The organism is Actinomadura physcomitrii (assembly GCF_008923205.2).
Lineage (GTDB): Bacteria > Actinomycetota > Actinomycetes > Streptosporangiales > Streptosporangiaceae > Spirillospora > Spirillospora physcomitrii.
Genome location: NZ_WBMS02000005.1, coordinates 260,356 through 281,362, shown reverse-complemented (window position 1 = coordinate 281,362; position 21,007 = coordinate 260,356). Strand labels below are relative to the sequence as shown.

Genomic DNA, 21,007 nt, shown 5'->3' with positions numbered 1-21,007 from the left:
CGCGTTCCGCGCGGGGGCGGCCGGTGCCCCGCCGCCGCTCCGGGGTGCCCGGGGCGGCGGCGGGACCGGCGGTCACGCCGGGCCGGTCGTCACTACTTCTTCTTCTGGAAGGCGCTGTAGTCGTCCTGGGCCGCCTTCATGGCCTCCTGGGCGGACATCTTGCCGGCGACGAGGCCCTGCAGCGGACCGCCGAACGCGTCGGTGAACGTCGGGGTCGTGTAGTCGATGTAGGGGGTGGTGCCGTCGTTCTTGCTGAGCTCGGCCCAGGCCGCCGACACCTCCTTCATCAGCGGCTTGTCCGGCTGCGCGGTGGCGGGCAGCACGGGCAGGCTGCCGGCCTGCACCGCCACGTTCATCGCCTCGGGCGAGGTGATGAAGTTGATGTAGGCGGCGGCGACATCGGCGTGCTCGGACTTGGAGGTGATCGACCACGGCAGGCTCTCACCGCCCATCGTCGCCACCGGCCGGCCCGCCTGCGGCGCGGGCGGCAGCGCGAAGCCGACCTTGTCCTTCATCCGGTCGCTCAGGTCCGGCGCCCACCAGGTGCCGCCGAACATGAACACGCCCTCGCCCTTGGCGAAGTTCACCGGGGTGTCGTCCCACTTCACCGAGTTGGAGTCCTTGGTGAGGTAGCCCTTCTTGGCCCAGTCCGCGAGCTTCTGCGCGGCCTGCACGTTGGGGGCGTCGGTCCAGGAGCCGCCGCTGCCGAACACCAGCTTGCGGACGGCGTCCTTGCCGGTCGCGGCGTCCTGCAGGATGCCGTACAGCTGCATCGCGGGCAGCTTCTCCAGGTTGCCGAACGCGATCGGCACCTCGCCCTTGCCCTTGGCGGCGGCGAGGTCCTGCTCGAACTCGTCCCAGGTCTTCGGCGGCTGGATGCCGAGCTTGGCGAGCTTCTCCTTGTTGTAGTAGAGCCCGACGATCTCGCCGTTCAGCGAGACGCCGTACAGGTCGCCCGAGCCGATGAGCTTGCCGTCCTTGGTGACGCTGTTGAGGTCCAGCAGGCCCTTCGGGTACCGCTTGGACCACCCGTAGGCCTTGTCGTAGGCGCCGAGCGGCAGCAGCATGCCGTCCTTGACGTACTGCGCCATGGACGCGTAGCCCTGGTTGGCCTCGACGACGTCGGGCGGGTTGCTGCCCGACAGCGCGAGCCGCAGCGTCTTCTGCAGGTCGCTGAAGGAGCGCGACACCCGCTTGATCTTCACGTTCGGGTACTTGGCCTCGAACTGGGCGTTGAGCTTCTCGATCTGCTCCTTCAGCCCGCCCTGGACCTCCTGGTCCCAGACGGTGAGCGTGACGTTGCCGGCCTTGGCGACGTCGGTGCTGACCGCCGCGGGCGCCTTGCTCGCCGGCTTGTCATCCGACGAGCCCGGCGCGCAGGCGGCGGCGAGCGCGGTCACCAGGGCCGCCGCCGCGGCGACCGTGCTCCGTCTCGTGAGCGTCGGCATTCCTGCGGCTCCTTTCTGTGCTGCTGCCCCGCGCCGGCGCGGGGCCGCGCCGGCACGGGTCCTGGGGTGGGGCGGGGGGCGGGACGGTCCGTCAGGGAGAGTGCTGCAGGTCGTCGCGGAGCGTCGGCTCGGCCCGCACGACGGTGTCGGTCGCCGAGTCGGGAATGTAGTCGACGACGAACGCGTACGGTTCCAGGACCTCCTCGGGGACCTCGCCGGACTCGCCGAACGCGGCGATCTCCCCCCAGCAGGGGGCGCCGAGCGAGCCGCTGCGGTGCCGGACCGACAGGCCCGCGCACAGGTTGGCGAACCTCAGCCGCTCCGCCAGCGGAAGCCCGGCGAGGGTGCCGAACAGGAACCCGGCGCCGAACACGTCGCCGGCGCCGGTGGCGTCCAGCGCCCGGACGGGCAGCGCGTCGGTCTCGGCGACCTCGCCGGTGCGGGCGTCGATGGCGATCGCGCCGGCGCCGCCGCGCTTGACCACCACGACCGGCACCCGCTCCGACAGGGCGCGGGCGGCGGCCTCGGGCGAGGCGGTGCGGGTGTAGGCCATCGCCTCGACCGCGTTGGGCAGGAACACGTCGACGTGCTCGAGCCGGTCCAGCACCTCGCTGGACCAGGTCTCGGTGGCGTCCCAGCCGACGTCGGCGAAGACCGCGGTCCCGGCGGCGCGCATCTCCCGCGCCCAGGCCGGCACCGGCCGCTCGATGTCGATGAAGCAGGCCCGCGCCGACGGCGGCGCCGACCCGAGCACCTCCTCGTAGGAGCCGTCGGCGGAACCGTCGGCGGAGCCGATGTCGGGGACGGGCTTGGCGTAGGTGACCATGCTGCGGTCGGCGTCGTAGGCCAGCGACACCGTGACCGGCGTCGGCCAGGCCGGGACGCGGCGCGAGTGGCCGAGGTCCACGCCCTCCTGCTCGGCGAGGGTCCGCCACAGGTAGGCGCCGAACAGGTCGTCGCCGAACGGGGCGGCGAGCCCCACCCGCAGCCCGAGCCGGCTCATCGCGACCGCGATGTTGGCGATGCCGCCGGGCGCCGAGCCGAGCCCGTCGGTGAACAGCTCGGTGCCGGGCGGCGGCAGCCCGGGCAGCCCGGTGAAGATCATGTCCATGAAGACCTGGCCGGACAGGAACACGTCCAGGTCGGGCGCCGGCCCCTCGCCGCCGTCCGCGCGCGCGGCGAGCAGCCGCTCGGTCACCGCGCCGCGCTCGGCGCACGGGTCGGCGAGCGACGGCTCGGGCGGCCGGCCGGGCGCCCCGGCCCCGCCCTCGGGCGCGGCGGCCTCGTCGCGCCCGGCGGCGGTCGGAGCCCCTCGCAGGGTTCCTGCTGTCATTGCGCCTCCTCACGAGGGCCGTCAGAGATGGGACCAGGATGACCGAATGTCCGGACAAAACGGGGTGGGGTGCGGGCCGGAACGGGCGGCGGTGCCGCGGCCGGCCTGCGGCCCGTCACGTCCCGCCCGCGAACACGGCCGCGACCTCCGGGATGCGGGCGGCGTAGCCGTCCAGCAGCCGCCGCCCCACCGACACCGAGTCGACCAGCGGGTGCAGCGCGAACGCCTTGGCGGCCTCGGCCCGCGAGCCGGTCCGCGCGGCGCTGATCGTCAGCCGCTCCACCGCCTTGACCTGCTGCATCAGGCCCGCCTGGTGCAGGTCGGGCTGCGCGAGCGCCAGCGGGTGCACGCCGCCGGAGTCCACCAGCACCGGCACCTCCACCACGGCGTCCTCCGGCAGCGCCGCCACGGTCGTCCCGTTGCGGACGTTCAGGATCATCGTGGCGGGCTCGTTGCGGCTGATCGCGGCCATCACGCTCAGCGCGACGCCCGCGTATCCCTCGTCGACCGGGTCGACGCCGGAGTGGCCCGCCAGCTCGGTCCCGGTGGCGGCGCCCTTCATCTCGGCCATGTAGCTCGCGCTGCGGGACGCGACGGTCTCGCGCCACAGCTCCATGGCAGCGCCGCCGGACGCCGCGGCGATCCGCTCGTAGAACGCGGCCTGCTGCCCGGCCAGGAACTCGCCGCGGGTCTGCGGCGCGTCGAGGGTGGCACGGACCGCCTCGCGGTTGAAGTAGTAGTAGTACAGGTACTCGTTCGGGATCATCCCGAGGTCGCGGAGCCAGTCGCGGCCGAACACCACGCCTTCCTCCAGCGAGCCGAGCAGGTCGTCGTCGGCGAGCAGCCGCGGCAGCACGTCCACGCCGTCGTGCAGGATGCGGCGCATCCAGCCGAGGTGGTTGAGCCCGACGTAGTCCAGCTGCACGCGGGCCGGGTCGAGGCCGAGCGCCGCGGCGGCCCGGGTGCCGAGCCCGGACGGGGTGTCGCAGATGCCGAGCACCCGGTCGCCGAGCACCGACTGCATCGCCTCGGTGATCATCCCGGCGGGATTGGTGAAGTTGATGACGTAGGCGTCCGGCGCGAGCGCCTTCACCCGGTGCGCGATGTCGAGCATGACCGGGATGGTGCGCAGCCCGTAGGCAAGGCCGCCGGGGCCGGTGGTCTCCTGCCCGAGCACGTCCAGGTCCAGCGCCACCCGCTCGTCGCAGACCCGCCCGGCGAGCCCGCCGACGCGGATCGCGGCGAAGACGAAGTCGGCGCCCTCCAGGGCCCTGTCCAGGTCGGTGGAGGTGAACACCTTCGGCGCCGGGCCGGCCCCGTCCCCGCTCTCCGCCGCGAGCGCGGCCAGCACCGCCGCCATGCCGTCGAGGCGGCCGGCGTCGGAGTCCTGCAGCCAGACCTCCTCGATGCGCGGGGAGCCGTGGTCGCGCAGCAGGGCCTGGTACACGTAGGGCACCCGGAACCCGCCGCCGCCGAGAATGGCCAGCTTCATGCGATGAACACCTTCCCGCCCGCCTGCCGGCAGAGCTCGAGAGTCTTCGGATCGGCCCCGGCCGTGGTGACGAGCGCGTCCACCTGGTCGAGGGAGCACACGCGCAGCGAGCCGGTGCCGGGGAACTTGGCCTCGGAGGCGACGAGCGCGACCCGGTCGGCGGACTCGATCATCGCCTGCTTGATCGGGGTCTCGACCTCCATGTCGTCCACCACGAGGCCGTTCGGCCGCACCCCGGTGCAGCTGAGGAACACCAGGTCGGCGCGGACCTGGCGGAGCGCGGCCTCGGTCAGCGACCCGACGAGCGTCAGGTAGTTGCGCCGGACCACGCCGCCGAGCAGGCACAGCCGGACGGCCTCGTCGTCGCGCAGCTCGTCCAGCACGGCCAGGTTCGCGGTGATCACGGTGACCGGGCGGCCGCGCAGGTGCCGGGCGAGCAGCCGCGTGCTCGTGCCGATGTCGAGCACGACGACCATGTCGTCCTCGACCAGGGCGGCGGCCCGCGCCGCCACCGCCTCCTTCTCGGCGCTGTCGTGCTCGGCCGACGCCGCGAAGGAGATCTCCGGGGCCGCCGCCCGCGGGGTCAGCGCGGCGCCGCCGTAGGTGCGGACCAGCTCCCCGTTGCGGTCCAACAGGTCCAGGTCCCGGCGGATCGTCGACTCGCTCACCTGAAGGCTCTCGGCCAGTTCCCTGACGGAGGCCGCCCCCTTCGTGCGCAGCGAGGACACGATCTGCGCGCGTCGCTTGCTCGAGGTCACGCAGGGGAACGTAGCACCTATGACCGACTTCGGTCATCACCTGGTGGAAAGTTGCTCGAACTCCGTCATGCACGCACCTGACCTGCACATATCCCGGTCATCCCTTGGCAGGAGTCAGTCAGTGCTGTCAAGACCATTCCGGGTGCGGACGCGCCGGCGGTCACCGTCTGTCAGGGCGTTCGGTCAACCGTCCCGTCGTGCACCATGGAGAGGTGACGCAGGTTGCAGAGGAGCGGGCGGAGGCGGTCCCGGGGCTGGCGGCCCTGGCGGACCTGGTCGCCGACGGCGACGTGGTGGTGCTGAGCGGCGCCGGACTCTCCACAGAATCCGGCATTCCGGACTATCGCGGCGAGACCGGCCGGCGGCGGCGCGCCGAGCCGATGACCTACCAGCGCTTCACCGGGGACGCCGCGGCGCGGCGCCGTTACTGGGCGCGCAGCCATCTCGGCTGGCGGCACATCGCGGGCGCCCGGCCGAACGCGGGCCACCGCGCGGTCGCCGAACTGCAGCGGCGCGGCCTGCTGGCGGGGATCATCACCCAGAACGTCGACGGGCTGCACCAGGCGGCGGGCGCGGACGGCGTCGTCGAGCTGCACGGCGGCCTCGACCGGGTGGTGTGCCTCGGCTGCGGCGAGCGCACCCCGCGGACGCGGCTGGAGGAGCGGCTGCGCGCCGCCAACCCGGGCTGGGACGCCCGTCCTGGCATGATCAACCCCGACGGCGACGCCGTGCTGTCCGACGCCGACGCCGCCTCGTTCCGGACGGTGGACTGCGCGCGGTGCGGCGGGCTGCTGAAGCCCGACGTGATCTTCTTCGGCGAGAACGTGCCGCCCGCGCGGGTCCGCGACTGCTACGCGCTCACCGAGTCCGCCGGCACGCTGCTGGTGCTCGGGTCGTCGCTGACGGTGCTGTCGGGGTACCGGTTCGTCCGGCACGCGGCGCGGCACCGCGTACCCGTCGCGATCGTCAACCGGGGCGCGACGCGCGGCGACCCGCACGCGCTGCTGACGCTGGACGCGCCGCTCGGCGCGACCCTGGAGGAGCTCGTCGCCCTGACCTCGTGACGGCCCCGCCGGGGGGTTGCGGGAAACGGCGGATGCCTCCGGCTCCGTCCCGCTACGGTGATCATCATGGACATCGGGGCGGAGGACGCCGCGGAACTGCTCGCGCGGATGCTGGCGGAGGGGCACGCGCTGCCCGCGTCGGCCGCCGGCGCGGAGGTCGACGTGGCGGGGACGGGCGTGCGGATCGCGATCGCGGCGCCGCAGCCGCAGGACGACGGGCTCGTCCAGCTGCCCATCGGGGTGTCGCATCCGAGCTTCGGCGGGATGTTCGCCTGGGACCAGGCGGTGGGCGTGCCCGGCGGCGACCGGCCCCCGGCCGCCGACGCGCTCGACGGGTGGGCGCACACGGGGTTCCCGGTGTTCGCCGCCGCCCTGCTGCCCGGCTGCGACCTCGCCGCGCACGCGACCGCGGTGCCGCTGGACGGCGGCGGCCGCGAGGCGGAGGTGTTCTACGGGCCGGCCGCGACGCGCGACTTCGGCGGCCTCACCGGCGCCGACCGGGCGGCCATGGCCGCCCGACCGCCGACATGGGTCGTGATCGAGGAGCTGTTCACCGGGTACGCGCTGCCGGACCGCCCGGTGTGGGCGTTCACGTTCTGCGCGCGGCTGCCGTCCGGGCCGGTCACGGAGGTGACGCTGCTGAACGGCGAGGCGGGCTCGTCGTTCGGGCACATCGCCGACCACCTGCCCTGGCACGGGCACGGCTCGGTCAAGTCGTGGGCGCTGGTGATGCCGCGCGGCTGAACCGCCGGAGCCGCGGGAGCCGCGCGGGGGCAGGCCCGTCAGGTCCAGCCGAGGCGGGCGAGGTTGGTGAGGGGCGGCTCGCCGCCCGCGTCGTTGAAGGCGCGCAGCGCGGCGACCAGCGCCCGGCGCTGCCCGGGCGGCATCCGGGCGACGACGGCGGCGATGCCGGCGCGGCGGCGGGCGGTGACGTCGTCGACGATGCCGCGGCCCGCCGCGGTGAGCTGGATGCGCACCTCCCGGCCGCTGGCGGGGCTGGCCTGCCGGTCGACCAGCCCGGCCGCGGCCAGCCGGTCGACCATCCGCAGCGCGGTCGAGGGGTTGACCTCCAGCAGCCCGGCGAGCGTGACGAGCTTGGCCGGCCCCTGCGCGGACAGCACGACCAGCAGCCGGAACTGCGGCAGGGTGACGGCGTCCTCGACGGCGGCGAGGGACCGCGCGGAGATCGCGACGAGCAGCCGCGACGCGGTGAGCAGCGCGGAGGTGACCTCGTCGGCGCCCTCGCCCCCTTCCTCGGTCATGACGACTTTCTACCGCTCCGCGACCGGCGCCGCCAGCGCCGCCCCCGTCCGGCGCGGTGGACGGGGCGGCGGGCTCTCGGCCCGCGTCCTCGGTCCGGCTCTCAGTCCCGGCCGGCGCCGTCCGGGAGCAGGTCGGCGAGAAGTTCGGTCCGGGCGCATACCCGTGCCGCCCGTTTCAATCCGAAACCGCCGCCGGGCCGCACGCCCGGCGGCCTCCGCGATCGCCCGTGCCGGGCGCCGCGTTTGGGATAGGGTGTCGGCCGGTTCGAACTGATCTTGTCTCGGGGGACGTCGTTGCAGGGTGCCCGACCAGCCGGTGATCTCACGCCCGAGCTGCTCCGGTCGCCGGTCTGGCACGATCGGCAGGTGCAGGCCGCGGGCATCCCGCTCTACGACGTGCCGCTGGTCACGGTCGGCGGCGGGCTGGGCTCGTTCACGCTGGTGGACGTCCTGCGGATCCAGGGGGCCGCGGCGGGCGCGATCCGGGTGCTGTCCGGCCGGGACGCGCCCTGGCAGTCGTGGGAGTACCTGACCCGGGTGTCGCAGCTGCCCGCGGGCGAGCGGATCCGCTCCGACGCCGGCGCCCGGCCCGACAACATCTGGGGCTTCCCGTCCTACGCGCTGCACGAAGCGTGGCAGGACAAGTCCGTGAAACTGCTGTGGCAGGTGCTGACCGAGCCCATCCTCACCGACTTCTTCAGCCCGCGCGCCGCGACGGTGTTCGAGACCGTCCGCCGCGAGGCCGACCGGATCTCCTACTGGCAGATGCTCTCCAAGGGGCAGGTCCGGATGGTGCGGCGCCGCGCGGGCGGCGGCTACTTCACCGTCCTGACGCCGCCGCCCGGCACTTCCGCGACCAAGCGGGTGGTGATGCGCTCGCAGTACGTGCACCTGGCGGTCGGCTACCCCGGCCTGAAGTTCCTGCCCGACCTGCAGCGGTTCCGCGAGACCCACAACGACTACCACCGCGTCGTCAACGCCTACGAGCCGCACGAGCACGTGTACGAGACGCTGAAGTCGCGGCCCGGCGTGGTCGTGGTGCGCGGCGCGGGGATCGTCGCGTCCCGCGTCCTGCAGCGGCTGATGGACGACCGGGAGCGGTTCGGGCTGCAGACGCAGATCGTGCACATGTTCCGCACGTTCGTCACCGGCGCGCACGGCCAGGGGATGTGGATGCGGCGCAAGGGCGGCGACGGCTGGGCGTACCAGGCGTTCACGCTGCCGAAGTCGGCGTTCGGCGGGCAGCTGAAGGCGCAGTTCCGGCGGGCGGGGCCCGAGCGGCGCGCCGCGCTGTCCAAGGCCGTCGGCGGGACGACCACGCCGAAGCTGCGCCGCTGGCAGGAGCAGATGCGGCGGGGCCGCGCGGGCGGCTGGTACCACCCGTTCCAGGCCGTCGTCGACCGGGTCGAGCCGACCCCGGACGGGCGGCTGGTGTCGCTGACCCGCGGCGACGACGGGCGCCTCGGCCGCTACACCTCGGACTTCATCATCGACTGCACCGGGCTGGAGGCCGACATGCCCGAGCACCGGGTGCTGGCCGACCTGCTGCAGTACGGCGGCGCGCGGCGCAACGGCGCGGGCCGGCTCGCGGTCGGCGAGCACTTCGAGGTGCTCGGCGCCGAGAGCGAGGGCGGCGTGCTGTACGCCTCCGGCGCCGCGGCGGCGGGCAACCACTTCCCCGCCGTCGACAGCTTCCTCGGCATGCAGACCGCCGCGCTGGACATCGCCGCGGACCTGGCCCGCCGCGGGTTCTGCGCGCGGCTCGGCCCGGTGCGGTCGACCCGCCAGTGGATCAGGTGGATGACGGGCCGTCCCGTCTGACCGCCGCCCGGCCCCGCCTCTCTTCACTCCCCTCCCCCGACGCAGGAGTTCGCACCGTGATCCCCACCCTCGCCGGACGCCTGCAGACGCGGATCTTCGTGCTGGCCACCGTCGGCGCGCTGCTGACCGCGCTGGTCGTCCCGGTTTCGCCGGGCCGGCCGGGCTCGCTCGGCGCGGCGTACCGGACCGCGTACCCGATACTCCTCGCGGTGATCGTGGTGGGGCTCGCGTGGGAGCTGCTGTACCACCTGCTGATGCAGTTCCGCTGGGACAAGGACTGGCCGACGCTCTTCGGTCTGGTCACCATCGTTCCTGAGGGGGCGGTGATGTGGACGCTGCTGAACACCGGGCTCGTTCCCGGCGTCGGAGACCATGTGCCGGCGTCGATGTTCCTGACGATGTTCGTGTTCGTGTGGCTCGGCCAGTGGCTGTTCGTCAACGGGCCCATGCGGGTGTTCTTCGTGCAGTGGAGGCTGCGCGGCGGACGGCTGCTGTGAGCGGCCGGTCCCGGGCGTTCGCGCGGCCGCTGCCCGGCGACGGGCTGGTCGCGCAGGAGGGCGAGCTGTCGCTGGTGTGCGCGGCACCCGACGCGGTCGCGGCGCCGCTGGTGGACGCGCTGCTGACCGCGCTGCGGGACGTCGCCGAGGCGGGCGGCGACGGGGCGGAGCTGGTGCGCCGCGCCGCCCGGGCGCTGGCCGGCCGGGCCGGGGCCCGCCCGCCGGCGTGCGCGGTCGCCGGGCCGTCCGGGCCGTCGGGACTCGCGGTGCTGGTCAGCGGCGAGGCGACGGCGCGGGTGATGCTGGCGGACGGCGGCGAGGTCCGCGTCCGCGCAGGCGCGCACGGGCCGTCGGAGCGGACCTTCGAGGGACCCGTGGCGAGCCTGGAGCTGACGCTCGGCGGCGCGGGCCGGGCCGAGCCGCGGCTGCGGCTGGCCTCCGGCGTGGTGCGCGGCGGCGGCCTGCGCCGCGCGCTGCGCCGCCCCGCCGCCGCGTCCGCGCCGCCCGCCGACGTTCCGGCCGCGGGCGGGCCGCGGGTCGTCCCGTCCGAGCGGCTCAGGACGGTGCTGGACGAGGCGGCCCCCGCGCTGCGGCGAACTCCCTCCCCGGGCCCGCCGGTCCCCGGGCCGCCCGCGCCGCGTCCGGTCGCGCCGGCCCGGCCGACGACGGCGGAGCCCGCGCCGCCGCCGGCACCGGCCGACGGCGCGCCCGCCTCCGCCCCCGGCGCACCCGCCTCCGGTGCACCCGCCTCCGGCGGGGCGCCGCCGGAGAAGGTCAGCCTGATCCGCAGGCATCCGAAGCGGCGCCCGGGCGGGCCGCGGGTGCTCGGCGTCAACTGCAAGAACGAGCACTTCAACGACCCGCGCGCGCACTACTGCGCGGTCTGCGGGATCTCGATGCTGCAGCTCACGCTGTCGCCGTTCCACGGGCCGCGGCCGCCGCTCGGCGTGCTGCTGCTGGACGACGGGCAGGCGGTCCCGCTCGAGGACGACCACCTCATCGGGCGGCGGCCCGAGCGGGCGCCCGAGGTGGCCGAGGGCCGCGCGCATCCGCTGCGGATGACCGACGCCGAGGAGTCGATCTCCCGCCGGCACGTCCTCGTCCGGCTGGAGGAATGGCAGGTCAGCGTGGTCGACCTCGGCTCGGCCAACGGGACCGCGGTGCGCGCTCCCGGCGCCGCCGACTTCGTCCGGCTGCCGCCCGGCGCCCCCGCCGAGCTGGCGCCCGGCGCGACCGTCCGCGTCGGGCTGTCCCGGACGTTCCGCTTCGAGTCCAACCGGAAGGTCTGATTTCAGATGGCCGGAACCGGACTCGCACCGCACGACCCGGCGCTTCGTCCCACTCCCCGGGCGCCGCGGCGGCTCCCACCGCGGCCGGCTCGCCGGCCTCGTCCCCCCTCGAAAGGACAGTGATGCGAACACGGCCCGTGGGCGGTATCACCTTCGCCCATCCGCCCGCCTTCTGGACCGGGTTCATCGCCTGCGTCGCGGGCGTCGCCCTGCACCTGCCGATGTACATCGACTCGGCGGACATGCACTACATGATGCGCGGCATGTCGATGGACGCCCCGATGATCACCGGGATGGCGCTCATCGTGGCCGGTCTGGCGCTGACCGCCTACGGGCTCATCCCGCGCGGTCTCGCCGCGTCCCGCCGCGGCGGGGAGGCGCGCGTGCGCGCGGCGTACGACGCGCCGTTCCGGCCGGCGCACATCGGCCTGGTCATCGTCATGACGACGGCGGTGACGATCGACGCGATGAAGCCGATCACGCTGTCGTTCGTGGCGCCCGGGATGGGCAAGGAGTACGGGCTGAAGTCGGCGCTGAACCCCGGCGGGCACTGGCCGGTGGCGCTGCTGCCGCTGTTCGGCCTGGCCGGGACGGTCGCCGGCTCGTTCCTGTGGGGCTGGCTCGGCGACCGCATCGGGCGGCGCTCGTCGATCCTGCTGGCCGGGGTCATGTTCGTGACCACGGCGATCTGCGGGGCGATGCCGTCGTTCACGTGGAACCTGGTGATGTGCACGATGATGGGGCTCGCCGCGGGCGGGATGCTGCCGATCACGTTCTCGCTGCTTGCGGAGATGATCCCGGGCCGGCACCGCGGCTGGGTGATGGTGCTGATCGGCGGGAACCTGGCGCTCGCCTACGCGATCACCAGTTCGCTGTCGTCGGCGCTGGTGCCGCACTACTCGTGGCGGATCCTGTGGCTGCTGGGCATGCCGACCGGGGTGCTGCTGATCGCGCTGAACCACTGGATCCCCGAGTCGCCCCGGTTCCTGCTGGCGCACGGCCGGGAGGACGAGGCCCGCGCGATCATGGCCCGGTACGGCGCCGTCGAGGACGTCGCGGAGACCGAGGCGGCCGAGGCGGCCGGGGCGGAGCCGCCGGCCGAGGAGCGCAAGGAGGCCGCGCACGGCGGGGGCTTCACGCCGCTGTTCCGGCCCCCGTTCGCCGGGCTCAGCATCGCGGTGGTGGTGCTGGGACTGGGCATCGGCCTCGTCACCTACGGGTTCCAGCTGTGGATCCCGTCGAACCTGCAGAAGCTCGGGCTGGCCCAGAAGTCGGCCGACGCGGCGCTGCGCGACTCCTCGCTGCTCGGGCTGCCGCTGGTGTTCGTCGCCGCGGCGATGTACGGGCTGTGGAGCGCCAAGAAGACGATCATCGTGCTGACCGCGCTGACCGCGGCGGCGCTGGTGGCGTTCTCCTTCTCCGGCGAGTCCCTCGCGCACGACCGGACGTGGCTGTACGTGCTGCTGGCCGGCCCGATCGTCGGGACCGCCACGATCGCCGCGGTGCTGGCCGCCTACAGCTCGGAGATCTACCCGACGCGGATCCGCTCGCGCGGCTCGGGCCTGTCGGCGGGCGTCGGCAAGCTCGGCGGGGTGGTCGTGACGATCGTGCTGGTGGTGGGTGCGACGGTGCCGTCGATCAACACGACCGCGCTGCTCGGCGCCGTCCCGCTGCTGCTCGCGGTGCTGGTCGTCGCGGTGTTCGGGGTGGAGACGAGGAGGCGGGCCGCGAGCGGCGGCGCCCCCGCCGCCCGGCCGGCGGACGCCTGAGCCCCGGCCGGGCGGCCGGGACGGTGTCGTCCTGGCATGTGCCGCGCGGCGGCGCTTCCGGTGGGGTGACTCCCCATGGAGGCGCCGCCGGTCCGGGCCACGGTGATCGTTCCTCGGACGCCGCCATCGCACCGCGGCGCCGGGTCAGCCCGAGCGCTCCCGGACGAGGGCGCCCAGGTTCTGCCGGGCGAGGGCGCGCAGGCCCGGGCGCTGCGCGAGGAACGCGACCGCGAGGACGGCGAGCGCCGACCAGGCGAGCGTGGCGGGCCTGATGTCGGTGTGGAAGGCCATCAGGTCGCTGTTGAACGCGCCGAGGAACGCGCCGGTCGCGAGCCGTCCGAGGATCAGCCCGGGGACGGCGCCGACCGCGACGGCCAGGAGGTTCTCGGTGGTGACGAGCCGGGCGAGCCGGCGACGGCCGACGCCGGAGGCGCGCAGGGTGGCCAGTTCGGTGCCGCGTTCGGCGAGGTTCACCGACAGGGTGGCGAACAGGACGGTGAAGGCGAGCAGCCCGCCGAAGGCCAGCATGACGGCGACGAACACGTAGAACAGCTTCATGTAGCCGTCCATGGTGCGCCTGAGCGCGTGCGCGTCGGTGCAGGCGACGACGCCGGGACGGGCCGACAGGGCGTGCTCGGCGGCGGCGCGGTCGGCGCCGGGGGCGAACCGGACGAGCGCGGTGTCGCGGCGACCCGAGCTCCCTTGGGCGCCGCCGGCGGGCGCCCAGGCGTCGACCTGGGCGAGCGAGGTGTAGGCGTAGGTGCCGAGGGGTTCGTCGACGAACCCGGCGACGGTCGTGGCGGCGGTGCGGCCGCCGGGCAGCCGGAGGGTCACGCGGTCGCCGGCGGTGACGCCGAGGCGCCCGCGCATCGCCCGGCCGAGCAGCACGCCGCGCGCCGGCAGGGCTCGGGCGCCGCCGCCGGGCGTGAGGAACCGGTGCATCGCGGTGCCGGGGCGGTACCCGACCAGCGCGGTGGAGTACGCCTTCCCGCCGGCGGTGACGGTGGCCTGGACCTGCGCGGACGGCTCGGCGGCGCGGATGCCGGGGACGGTGGCCAGCGCCGCGAGGGCGGCGGGGCCGGCGGGCCCGGCGAGGGTCAGTTCGGCGTCCTGCCGCTGCACCTGGTCGAACTGCCGCGACACCGTCGCCTTGGAGGAGTCGAGCATCCCCCACGACACCAGGATGAGCACGAGCGCGAGGACCACGCCGCTCATGGTGTAGACGGTGCGGCGGAACTGGCGGGACGGGCCGCGCAGCACCAGCCACGCGCCCGCGGGGACGGCGCGCCCGACGCGGCGGAGGCGCCCGATGCGGCCCAGCCGTCCGAGGCGGGCGAGGGCGCCGCGCCCGCCGGCGGAGGGGACGATGCCGCGCATCGCCTCGGCGGGCGGGACCCGCGCGGCCGACAGCGCCGGCGCGAGCGCGGCGAGCGCACCGGCCGCGAGCCCGTATCCCAGCCCGGCGGCGACGGTCGCGGCCCGCACGGACACGAACGTCTCCGGCAGGCCGATCGCTTCGCCGTAGAGCCGGGTGACGGTGCCGGCCAGCAGCACGCCGGCGGCGGCGCCGGGAACCGCGCCGGCGAGCCCGGCGGCCAGGCCGGTCGCCAGGTAGTGCCCGACGAGGGTGCGGCGGCGGAAGCCGCTGGCGCGCAGCGTGCCGATGACGACGCGGTCGCGGGCGACCCGGCGGGCCAGCACCACGTACACCGCGACGCCGGCGGCGGCGAGGAACAGCAGCGGGAACAGCACGGCGAGTTCGGCGAATCCCTTGATGTCCTCGGCGAGGGTGGCGTTGCCGGGCTGGTCGGCGCGGGTGACGGCGGCGCCGGCGCCGTGGCGGCGGGCGGCGGCGGTGAGCGCGGCGTCGAGCCAGCCGGTGTGGCGGCGTCCGGCGGCGGTGTAGTAGACGGCGACCTGGTTGGGCGCGGACGTCCCGGCGATCCGCTCGGCGAGCGGCTCGGCGACGAACAGCACGCCGAACGAGCCGGGCGCGGGCAGCGCGTCCTGGCGGCTCGCGGCGGGCCACAGGTACTCGGTGGACGAGGCGGTGCCGCGCACCTCCAGCGGCTGCCAGGCGCCGCCGTGCCACACCGCGACCCGCGCGCCGGGGCGCAGGCGGGCGTGGTCGGCGACGTGCTTCTCGGCGAGGACGCCCGCCGGCGCGGACGCGTCCAGGTAGCGGCCGCGGAGCACCTGGACCTTGTCGACGGCGGGCTGCGACCCGGCGGGCATGCCGATGACGCGGCCGACGAAGGTGCCGCCGTCCGGCATGCGCATCGGCACGTCGGCGACGGTGCGGGCGGCCGTCGCGGCCACGCCGGGCTCGGCCGCGGCGGCTGCGGCGATCGCGGCGGTGTCGCCGCCCGACAGCGTCAGGTCGGCGAACCGGTACCGCTCGAACAGCCGCTGGTACCCGGAGTCGAGGTTCCTGTAGGCGTCGTAGGACGCGCCGAACAGCGCGACGCCGAGCATCACCAGCACCACCACCGACACCAGCTGGGCGGGGCGGCGCCGCAGGTCCCGGCGGAGCTTGACGGTCAGCACGCTCACCAGGTCACCTCCTCGGCGGGCGCGGGCGCGGCGTTGCGGGCGACCTCGACGATCCGGCCCGACCGCATCCGCACGACGCGGTGCGCCATCGACGCGATCGCGGCGTTGTGGGTGACGACCATGACGGTGCGTCCCTCGCCGTTGAGGTCCTGCAGCACGCGCAGGACGCCGCGCCCGGTGTCCAGGTCGAGGGCGCCGGTCGGCTCGTCGCACAGCAGCAGCGCCGGGTCCTTGGCGATGGCGCGGGCGATCGCGACACGCTGCTGCTCGCCGCCCGACAGCTGCGCGGGGAAGCGCCCGCCGCGCTCGGCGAGGCCGACGGCGGCGAGCGCGGCGGCGGACCGCTCGCGGTCGCCGCGGCCGGTGAGCTCGGCGACGAGCCGGACGTTCTCCAGCGCGGTCAGCGACGGCACGAGGTTGAAGAACTGGAACACGAACCCGACGGTGTCGCGCCGGTAGGCGGTGCGGCCGTCCTCGTCGAGCCGGGAGATGTCGCGGCCGCCCGCGACGACCTGCCCGGCGGTGGGCGGCTCGATGCCGCCGATGAGGTTCAGCAGGGTCGTCTTGCCGGACCCGGACGGGCCGAGCAGCACCACCAGCTCACCCTCGGGGACCTCCAGGTCCGCCTCGCGCAGCGCGTGCACCGCGGCGTGGCCCTTGCCGTAGGTCTTGGACGCCCCGCGCAGCAGGACCGCCGCGCGTTCCCGCGCGCCGTCCGGTCCGGGCGCGGGCTCGGGCGCGCCGTCCCGCGCGGACGCCGGGGCCCGTTCACTGCCGTGCCGCATCGTCATCGTCTCCTTCGTCGGCCGGGGGACGGCCGGTCGGTTCGCCGGACACGCCGTCCGGGGCGGGGGCGGCGGCGCGCAGCAAGGCGGTGAGGGACGCCGCCGAACCGGCGGCGTCGGTCTGCGGGTCCATCACGGCGTGCAGCAGCAGCCCGTCCAGCAACGCGGTGATGACGACGGCCAGCGCGGCGGGGTCGGCGTCGGCGCGCAGCCGTCCCGCGTCGCGGTCGGCAGCGAGCCGGGACGCCAGCAGGTCGCGGAACATCCGCACCTGCACGGCGCTCTGCTCGCGCAGTTCCGCGTCGCGCAGCCCGGCCACCAGCGCCTCGGCCATGACCCGCTGCCCCGGGCTCGCGGCGCCGCGGGCGGCGAGCCCGGCGACGGCCTCGACGACGCCGTCGAGGACGTCGGGGGCCTGCAGGATCGCGGTGACCGGGCCCTCCAGCTCCGCCTCGATCCCGTGCATCACCGCCGCGCGGCGCAGCGCGTCCACCGAGCCGAAGTAGTAGTGCACGAGCGCGTTGTTGGCCTGCGCGCGCTCGGCGACGGCGCGCGAGGTCACCGCCGCCCAGCCCCCCTCGGCCATCACCGCGACGGCCGCCTCCAGCAGCCGCACCCGCGTCGGCACCTCGCCGGACGCCATCCCGCCTCCCCTGTTGGTCATTTGCTTAAAGCATCTGACCAACAGGGTAGCTCCGGACCTTTGCACGATGCAACGGTCGCGGCGACGGCGGGTGCCGGGGCGAAAGGGGCGGCGCGGGCGATGGACACCTGACCCGGCGGTGCGGGTTCCGGAACTTTCCGGCCGTCCCGGACGCGGCGGCGCTACCGTGGCGATACCGGATCACGGCGGCCGTCTCCCCCCGCGCGGCGGCGCCGGGCCCGCAGGGCCGCCCCGCCCGCGGCGGCGCCCGCTCCCCCTCCCACCGCCGTCCAGAGGTGAGACCGTGCGCACCACCACGGGGTGGCCGGTCCCCGACGACCCCGCGCAGGTCGCCGCAGCCCGCGTCCGGATCCGCGAGGTGCTGCGCGAGTGGGGCCACGCCGCGGGCGCGGACGTGGTGCTGCTGCTGGCCGACGAACTGCTCGCCAACGCGCTCACGCACGGCCGCCCGCCCGTGCATCTGCGGCTGGAGGCCGACACGGCGGCCGGGACGCTGCGCTGCGAGGTGTCGGACGCCGACCCGCGGCCGCCGCGCCACCGCTCCCCCGGCGCCTGGGACGAGCACGGCTACGGGCTGCTGCTGGTACAGGCGCTGTCGGTGGCGCGCGGCTGGCACCGGACCGCCGGCGGGAAGGTGGTGTGGTTCCGCACGGCCCTGGACCCGGGCGGCTGACCGCCCGGGGCCGGGGCGGCGGCGTCGTGGGGCGTCAGGCGTCGCGGCGCCTGAGCAGGAACGCGGCGAGGGCCATCAGCGCGGCCGTCCACGCGGCGAACACCGCGTACCCCTGCCAGGGGGTGAGCAGGTCGTCCTTGCCCTGGTGCGCCTTGGCGATCAGCTGCCCGGCCTCGGACGGCAGGTAGGCGTGCACGTGGTCGCCGAGGCTGCCGGGCAGCAGCGCGGCGAGCGGCGCGAGCACCAGCACGAAGCCGATGACGCCGGTGATGCCGCCGGCGGGGTGCCGGACGATCGCGCCGATCGCGAGCGCGAACAGCCCGAGCATCGCCAGGTAGAGGCCGCCGCCGACGACGGCCCGCAGCACGCCCGGGTCGCCGAGCGCCACGTGCACCTTGCCGCCGAGGATCGCCGCGCCGATGAAGAACGACACGAACGACACCACGACGCCGAGGACGAGGACGATCAGCCCGAACACCACGGCCTTGGCCCACAGCATCGGCAGCCGGCGCGGCACGGCGAGCAGGCTGGCGCGGATCATGCCGGTGGAGTACTCCGAGGCGATGACCAGCACGCCGAGGACGCAGACGGTCAGCTGGCTGAGGAAGAAGCCGCTGCCGAGGATGGCGGAGACGGGGTCGGCGGCGATCTGCGCGCGGTCGCCGGCGTCGGTCTTGTCCCACTGGCCGACGGTCAGGCCCATGAACAGCGCGGTGAAGCCGAGGTCGAGCAGCACCAGCAGGATGAGCGACCACAGCGTGGAGCGGACCGAGCGGATCTTGGTCCATTCGGCGATCAGCAGCCGGCCGAAGCCGGGGCGGGCGAACGCGCCGGGGTCGCTCGCGGGCGTGCGGGCGGGCGCGTCGGCGGCGGTCATCGGTTCTCCCCCTGTTCCGCGGGCGCGGCGTCCGGCGCGGTTCCGGCGCCCCGCGCGGGCGGGGCGCCCGGCGGCGCGGGCGGCGGTACGGCCGCCGCGTCCGGCCCGGCCGCGGCGCCGTACTCGACGCTGTCGCGGGTGAGCTCCATGAACGCGGCCTCGAGGGAGCCGCGGCGGGGCGTCAGCTCGTGCAGGACGATGCGCTCGGCGGCGGCGAGCTCCCCGACCCGGGGCGCCTCCATGTGGGTGACGGTGAGCGCGGTGTCGCCGTCGGGGGCGACCTTGGCGCCCTCGGCGGCGAGCACGTCGGCGAGCCGGGCCGCGTCGGGGCTGCGGACGATCACCATCTTCTCGGTGCTGCGCTCGATGAACTCCTCGGTGGAGCAGTCGGCGATGAGCCGGCCCCGGCCGATGACGATGAGGTGGTCGGCGGTGACGGCCATCTCGTTCATCAGGTGGCTGGAGACGAACACGGTGCGGCCCTGCGCGGCGAGCCGCTGCATGAGGGTGCGGATCCAGACGATGCCCTCGGGGTCCAGGCCGTTGACGGGCTCGTCCAGGATCAGCACGGACGGGTCGCCGAGCAGCGCGGCGGCGATGCCGAGCCGCTGCCCCATGCCGAGGGAGAACCCGCCGGCGCGCTTGCGGGCGACGTCGGTGAGGCCGACGAGGTCGGCGACCTCGTCGACGCGCCGGCGTCCGATGCCCTGCGTCTGCGCCAGGCACAGCAGGTGGTTGTAGGCGCTGCGGCCGGTGTGCACGGCGCGGGCCTCCAGCAGCGCGCCGACCACCCGCATCGGCGCGGGCAGGTCGCGGTAGTGGCGGCCGGCGATGCGGGCGTCGCCGCGGGTGGGCCGGTCCAGCCCGAGCAGCAGCCGCATGGTCGTCGACTTCCCGGCGCCGTTCGGGCCGAGGAAGCCCGTCACCCGCCCGGGCACGACGGTGAAGGACAGGTCGTCCACGGCGGTCTTGTCGCCGTACCGCTTGGTGAGGTGCTCGGCCTCGATCATGCGCGCGTCCCCGGGGGTCGGTTCCAGTGATCGGGATCACAGTAGCGCGCCGGGCGGCCGGCACGGATCCTCCCGTGAGCCGATGCGTCTCCACCTCCGGTAGGGGATCGGCGGCCGGGGACGGCCCGCGCCTACCGCGCGGGGAGCAGCCGTGATCACTCCCGGCGCCGGACGCCTGAGCGGGCGCGTTCCGGGGAGGATGAGCGGGACCCCCTGGAGGAGTGCGATGACCGCCGTGCCCGATCCGCCCGCGCCGCCGTCCGGCGCGACCGCCGTCCCGGCGCCCGAGCCCGCCGGGCGCCGCCGCCCGCGGCTGCGCAGATGGGGGCGGCGGCTCCTGATCGTCGCGGTGGCGCTGCTCGCGGCGGTCACGGTGTTCTCGTTCGCCTACAACGCGGCGACGGCGGGCCGGGCGAAGGCCCCGGCCGGTGCGCTGTTCACCGAGGCGGACGGCGTGCGGACCAGGTACCGCGAGTGGGGGGCGCGGGGGACGCCGGTGGTGCTGGTGCACGGCGCGTTCGAGTCCGCCGACACCTGGTCGCGGGTGGCGCCGCTGCTGGCCGCCCGGCACCGCGTGTACGCGCTGGACCTGACCGGCTGGGGGTACAGCGAGCGGCGCGGCCCGTTCGACGCCGCGCGCCAGGCCGCGCAGCTGCTGGGGTTCCTGGACGCGCTGCGCCTGGACCGGGCGACGCTGGTGGGGCACTCCAGCGGCGCCGGGGTGATCGCGGCGGCGGCGCTGAAGGCGCCGGGGCGGGCGGCCGGGCTGGTGCTCCTGGACGGCGACGCCCTCGACACCGGCGCCGGCGAGGGCGCCGACAAGCTGCGGTCGGTGCTGCGCGACCCGTACCGCACGACGGTGACCCGGCTGGTCGTCCGGTCCGACTGGGCGATCCGGACGATCTACCGGGCGCAGTGCGGCCCGGCGTGCCCGCGGCTCTCCGAGGCGGGCGTGGAGCAGTGGCGGCGCCCGTTCCAGATGCCGGGCGCGGAGGACGCGCTGTGGCGGATGCAGGCCGTCGTGGGGCTGCCGAAGGGCCGGGTGGCGGAGCTGGCGCGGCTCCGGGCGCCCAAGGCGGTGGTCTTCGGGGCGGACGACGACGTGTTCTCGCGCCGGTCGCCGTCCGAGACGGCGCGGCGGATCGGCGCCCCTTCCCCCGTGATCATCCCCGGGGCGCGCCACCTGTCGCTGGTGTCGCATCCCGGGCAGGTGGCGGACGCGATCCTGGCGGCGGCGCCCTGAACCGGGGCGATGCCGGCGGCCCGAAGGGGCCCGGGGACGGCGGCGCCCTCCCCGCGGGCGTGCGGGGAGGGCGCTCGGCCGTCGCGGGCGCGGGAGATCAGGCGGTGACGCCGTCGGCCGCGTTGACGTCCTTGTGGAACCGCTTGTGCACGTAGAGGCGCTCGCCGAGCGAGTCGCAGCGCCACCACAGGCCCGACGGCGGGCCGATCCGGATGTGCCGGGGCAGCTCGCGCAGCACCTCGTTGACCGGGGTCGTGCGCAGCCGCCCGGACCGGCACACCAGGATGCGCCGGTCGGTGACCACCACGACCCGGTAGGCGTTGGTGAACAGGATGATCCAGTACGACAGCAGCGCGAAGTACTGGCTCGTCGTCTGGGCTCCGAAGACGGCCTGGACGTTCTCGCCCGGCTGCAGGACGTGGGCCGCGTTGGCGCGCATCTTGTCGCGGATGGCCACGGGGCTGGGACC

Annotated in this window: 19 protein-coding genes; 8 read left to right on the top strand and 11 right to left on the bottom strand. The window is 75.4% G+C overall.

Translation table 11 applies throughout. The features are described from left to right. Positions 1–92: 92 nt before the first annotated feature. The 4 genes from F8568_RS09000 to F8568_RS08985 all read right to left on the bottom strand — a co-directional run bounded on the left by F8568_RS09000 (position 93) and on the right by F8568_RS08985 (position 5,031). Positions 93–1,448, bottom strand: coding sequence for an extracellular solute-binding protein (locus tag F8568_RS09000; RefSeq protein WP_151593025.1), 1,356 nt, complete (start codon positions 1,446–1,448; stop codon positions 93–95). 91 nt (positions 1,449–1,539) lie between these two features. After that, complete coding sequence (locus F8568_RS08995) at positions 1,540–2,781, bottom strand: carbohydrate kinase family protein (RefSeq protein WP_151593024.1); 1,242 nt, start codon at positions 2,779–2,781, stop codon at positions 1,540–1,542. A gap of 115 nt (positions 2,782–2,896) precedes the next feature. Continuing rightward, the gene (locus F8568_RS08990) at positions 2,897–4,273 is read right to left on the bottom strand and encodes a 6-phospho-beta-glucosidase (RefSeq protein WP_151593023.1); all 1,377 of its coding nucleotides are present in this window, start codon (positions 4,271–4,273) and stop codon (positions 2,897–2,899) included. Further along, positions 4,270–5,031, bottom strand: coding sequence for a DeoR/GlpR family DNA-binding transcription regulator (locus F8568_RS08985; RefSeq protein WP_151593022.1), 762 nt, complete (start codon positions 5,029–5,031; stop codon positions 4,270–4,272). Before F8568_RS08985 ends, F8568_RS08990 begins: the two co-directional genes overlap by 4 nt. Positions 5,032–5,243: 212 nt before the next feature. Between F8568_RS08985 and F8568_RS08980 the strand changes: the two genes are divergently transcribed. Together F8568_RS08980 and F8568_RS08975 are read left to right on the top strand one after the other, a co-directional pair. After that, positions 5,244–6,095 carry an NAD-dependent protein deacetylase gene (locus F8568_RS08980; RefSeq protein ID WP_328600785.1) on the top strand — a complete coding sequence of 284 codons (852 nt, stop codon included), beginning with the start codon at positions 5,244–5,246 and terminating at the stop codon, positions 6,093–6,095. 66 nt (positions 6,096–6,161) lie between these two features. Beyond that, positions 6,162–6,839, top strand: a complete 678-nt coding sequence (locus tag F8568_RS08975) for a hypothetical protein (protein WP_151593021.1) — start codon at positions 6,162–6,164, stop codon at positions 6,837–6,839. A gap of 38 nt (positions 6,840–6,877) precedes the next feature. Here the strand turns inward: F8568_RS08975 and F8568_RS08970 are convergent, their stop codons facing one another. Further along, entirely contained in the window at positions 6,878–7,357 is a 480-nt protein-coding gene (locus F8568_RS08970) for a MarR family winged helix-turn-helix transcriptional regulator (protein ID WP_151593020.1), read from the bottom strand. Between the two features lie 366 nt (positions 7,358–7,723). Between F8568_RS08970 and F8568_RS08965 the strand changes: the two genes are divergently transcribed. The 4 genes from F8568_RS08965 to F8568_RS08950 all read left to right on the top strand — a co-directional run bounded on the left by F8568_RS08965 (position 7,724) and on the right by F8568_RS08950 (position 12,733). Continuing rightward, complete coding sequence (locus tag F8568_RS08965) at positions 7,724–9,178, top strand: hypothetical protein (RefSeq protein ID WP_328600784.1); 1,455 nt, start codon at positions 7,724–7,726, stop codon at positions 9,176–9,178. Between the two features lie 56 nt (positions 9,179–9,234). Next, entirely contained in the window at positions 9,235–9,675 is a 441-nt protein-coding gene (locus tag F8568_RS08960; protein ID WP_151593018.1) for a hypothetical protein, read from the top strand. Further along, positions 9,672–10,964, top strand: a complete 1,293-nt coding sequence (locus F8568_RS08955) for an FHA domain-containing protein (protein ID WP_151593017.1) — start codon at positions 9,672–9,674, stop codon at positions 10,962–10,964. The genes F8568_RS08960 and F8568_RS08955 overlap by 4 nt, the downstream gene beginning before the upstream one ends. Positions 10,965–11,086: 122 nt before the next feature. Next, a complete protein-coding gene (locus F8568_RS08950; protein WP_151593016.1) occupies positions 11,087–12,733 on the top strand; it encodes an MFS transporter in 1,647 nt (548 codons plus the stop codon). Positions 12,734–12,877: 144 nt separating this feature from the next. Here F8568_RS08950 and F8568_RS08945 read toward each other — a convergent pair whose 3' ends face one another. From F8568_RS08945 to F8568_RS08935, 3 genes are read right to left on the bottom strand one after another with little or no spacing between them, the layout of a single operon-like run. After that, complete coding sequence (locus tag F8568_RS08945; protein ID WP_151593015.1) at positions 12,878–15,286, bottom strand: ABC transporter permease; 2,409 nt, start codon at positions 15,284–15,286, stop codon at positions 12,878–12,880. After that, positions 15,283–16,077 (bottom strand): ABC transporter ATP-binding protein, encoded by a 795-nt coding sequence (locus F8568_RS08940; RefSeq protein ID WP_236008533.1) that lies wholly within the window; start codon positions 16,075–16,077, stop codon positions 15,283–15,285. The genes F8568_RS08945 and F8568_RS08940 overlap by 4 nt, the downstream gene beginning before the upstream one ends. Next, the gene (locus F8568_RS08935) at positions 16,055–16,735 is read right to left on the bottom strand and encodes a TetR/AcrR family transcriptional regulator (RefSeq protein ID WP_151593014.1); all 681 of its coding nucleotides are present in this window, start codon (positions 16,733–16,735) and stop codon (positions 16,055–16,057) included. Before F8568_RS08935 ends, F8568_RS08940 begins: the two co-directional genes overlap by 23 nt. Positions 16,736–17,018: 283 nt before the next feature. On the opposite strand from F8568_RS08935, the gene F8568_RS50240 reads away from it, so the two are divergent. Next, positions 17,019–17,408, top strand: coding sequence for an ATP-binding protein (locus F8568_RS50240; protein ID WP_160573548.1), 390 nt, complete (start codon positions 17,019–17,021; stop codon positions 17,406–17,408). A gap of 34 nt (positions 17,409–17,442) precedes the next feature. Here the strand turns inward: F8568_RS50240 and F8568_RS08925 are convergent, their stop codons facing one another. After that, positions 17,443–18,285: an ABC transporter permease gene (locus tag F8568_RS08925; protein ID WP_151593012.1), complete on the bottom strand. Its 843-nt coding sequence runs from the start codon at positions 18,283–18,285 to the stop codon at positions 17,443–17,445. Then, a complete protein-coding gene (locus F8568_RS08920; protein ID WP_151593011.1) occupies positions 18,282–19,295 on the bottom strand; it encodes an ABC transporter ATP-binding protein in 1,014 nt (337 codons plus the stop codon). Before F8568_RS08920 ends, F8568_RS08925 begins: the two co-directional genes overlap by 4 nt. Positions 19,296–19,521: 226 nt before the next feature. Between F8568_RS08920 and F8568_RS08915 the strand changes: the two genes are divergently transcribed. Further along, positions 19,522–20,538, top strand: a complete 1,017-nt coding sequence (locus F8568_RS08915; protein WP_151593010.1) for an alpha/beta fold hydrolase — start codon at positions 19,522–19,524, stop codon at positions 20,536–20,538. 97 nt (positions 20,539–20,635) lie between these two features. Here the strand turns inward: F8568_RS08915 and F8568_RS08910 are convergent, their stop codons facing one another. After that, a complete protein-coding gene (locus F8568_RS08910; protein WP_151593009.1) occupies positions 20,636–20,995 on the bottom strand; it encodes a hypothetical protein in 360 nt (119 codons plus the stop codon). Between the last annotated feature and the right edge of the window lie 12 nt (positions 20,996–21,007).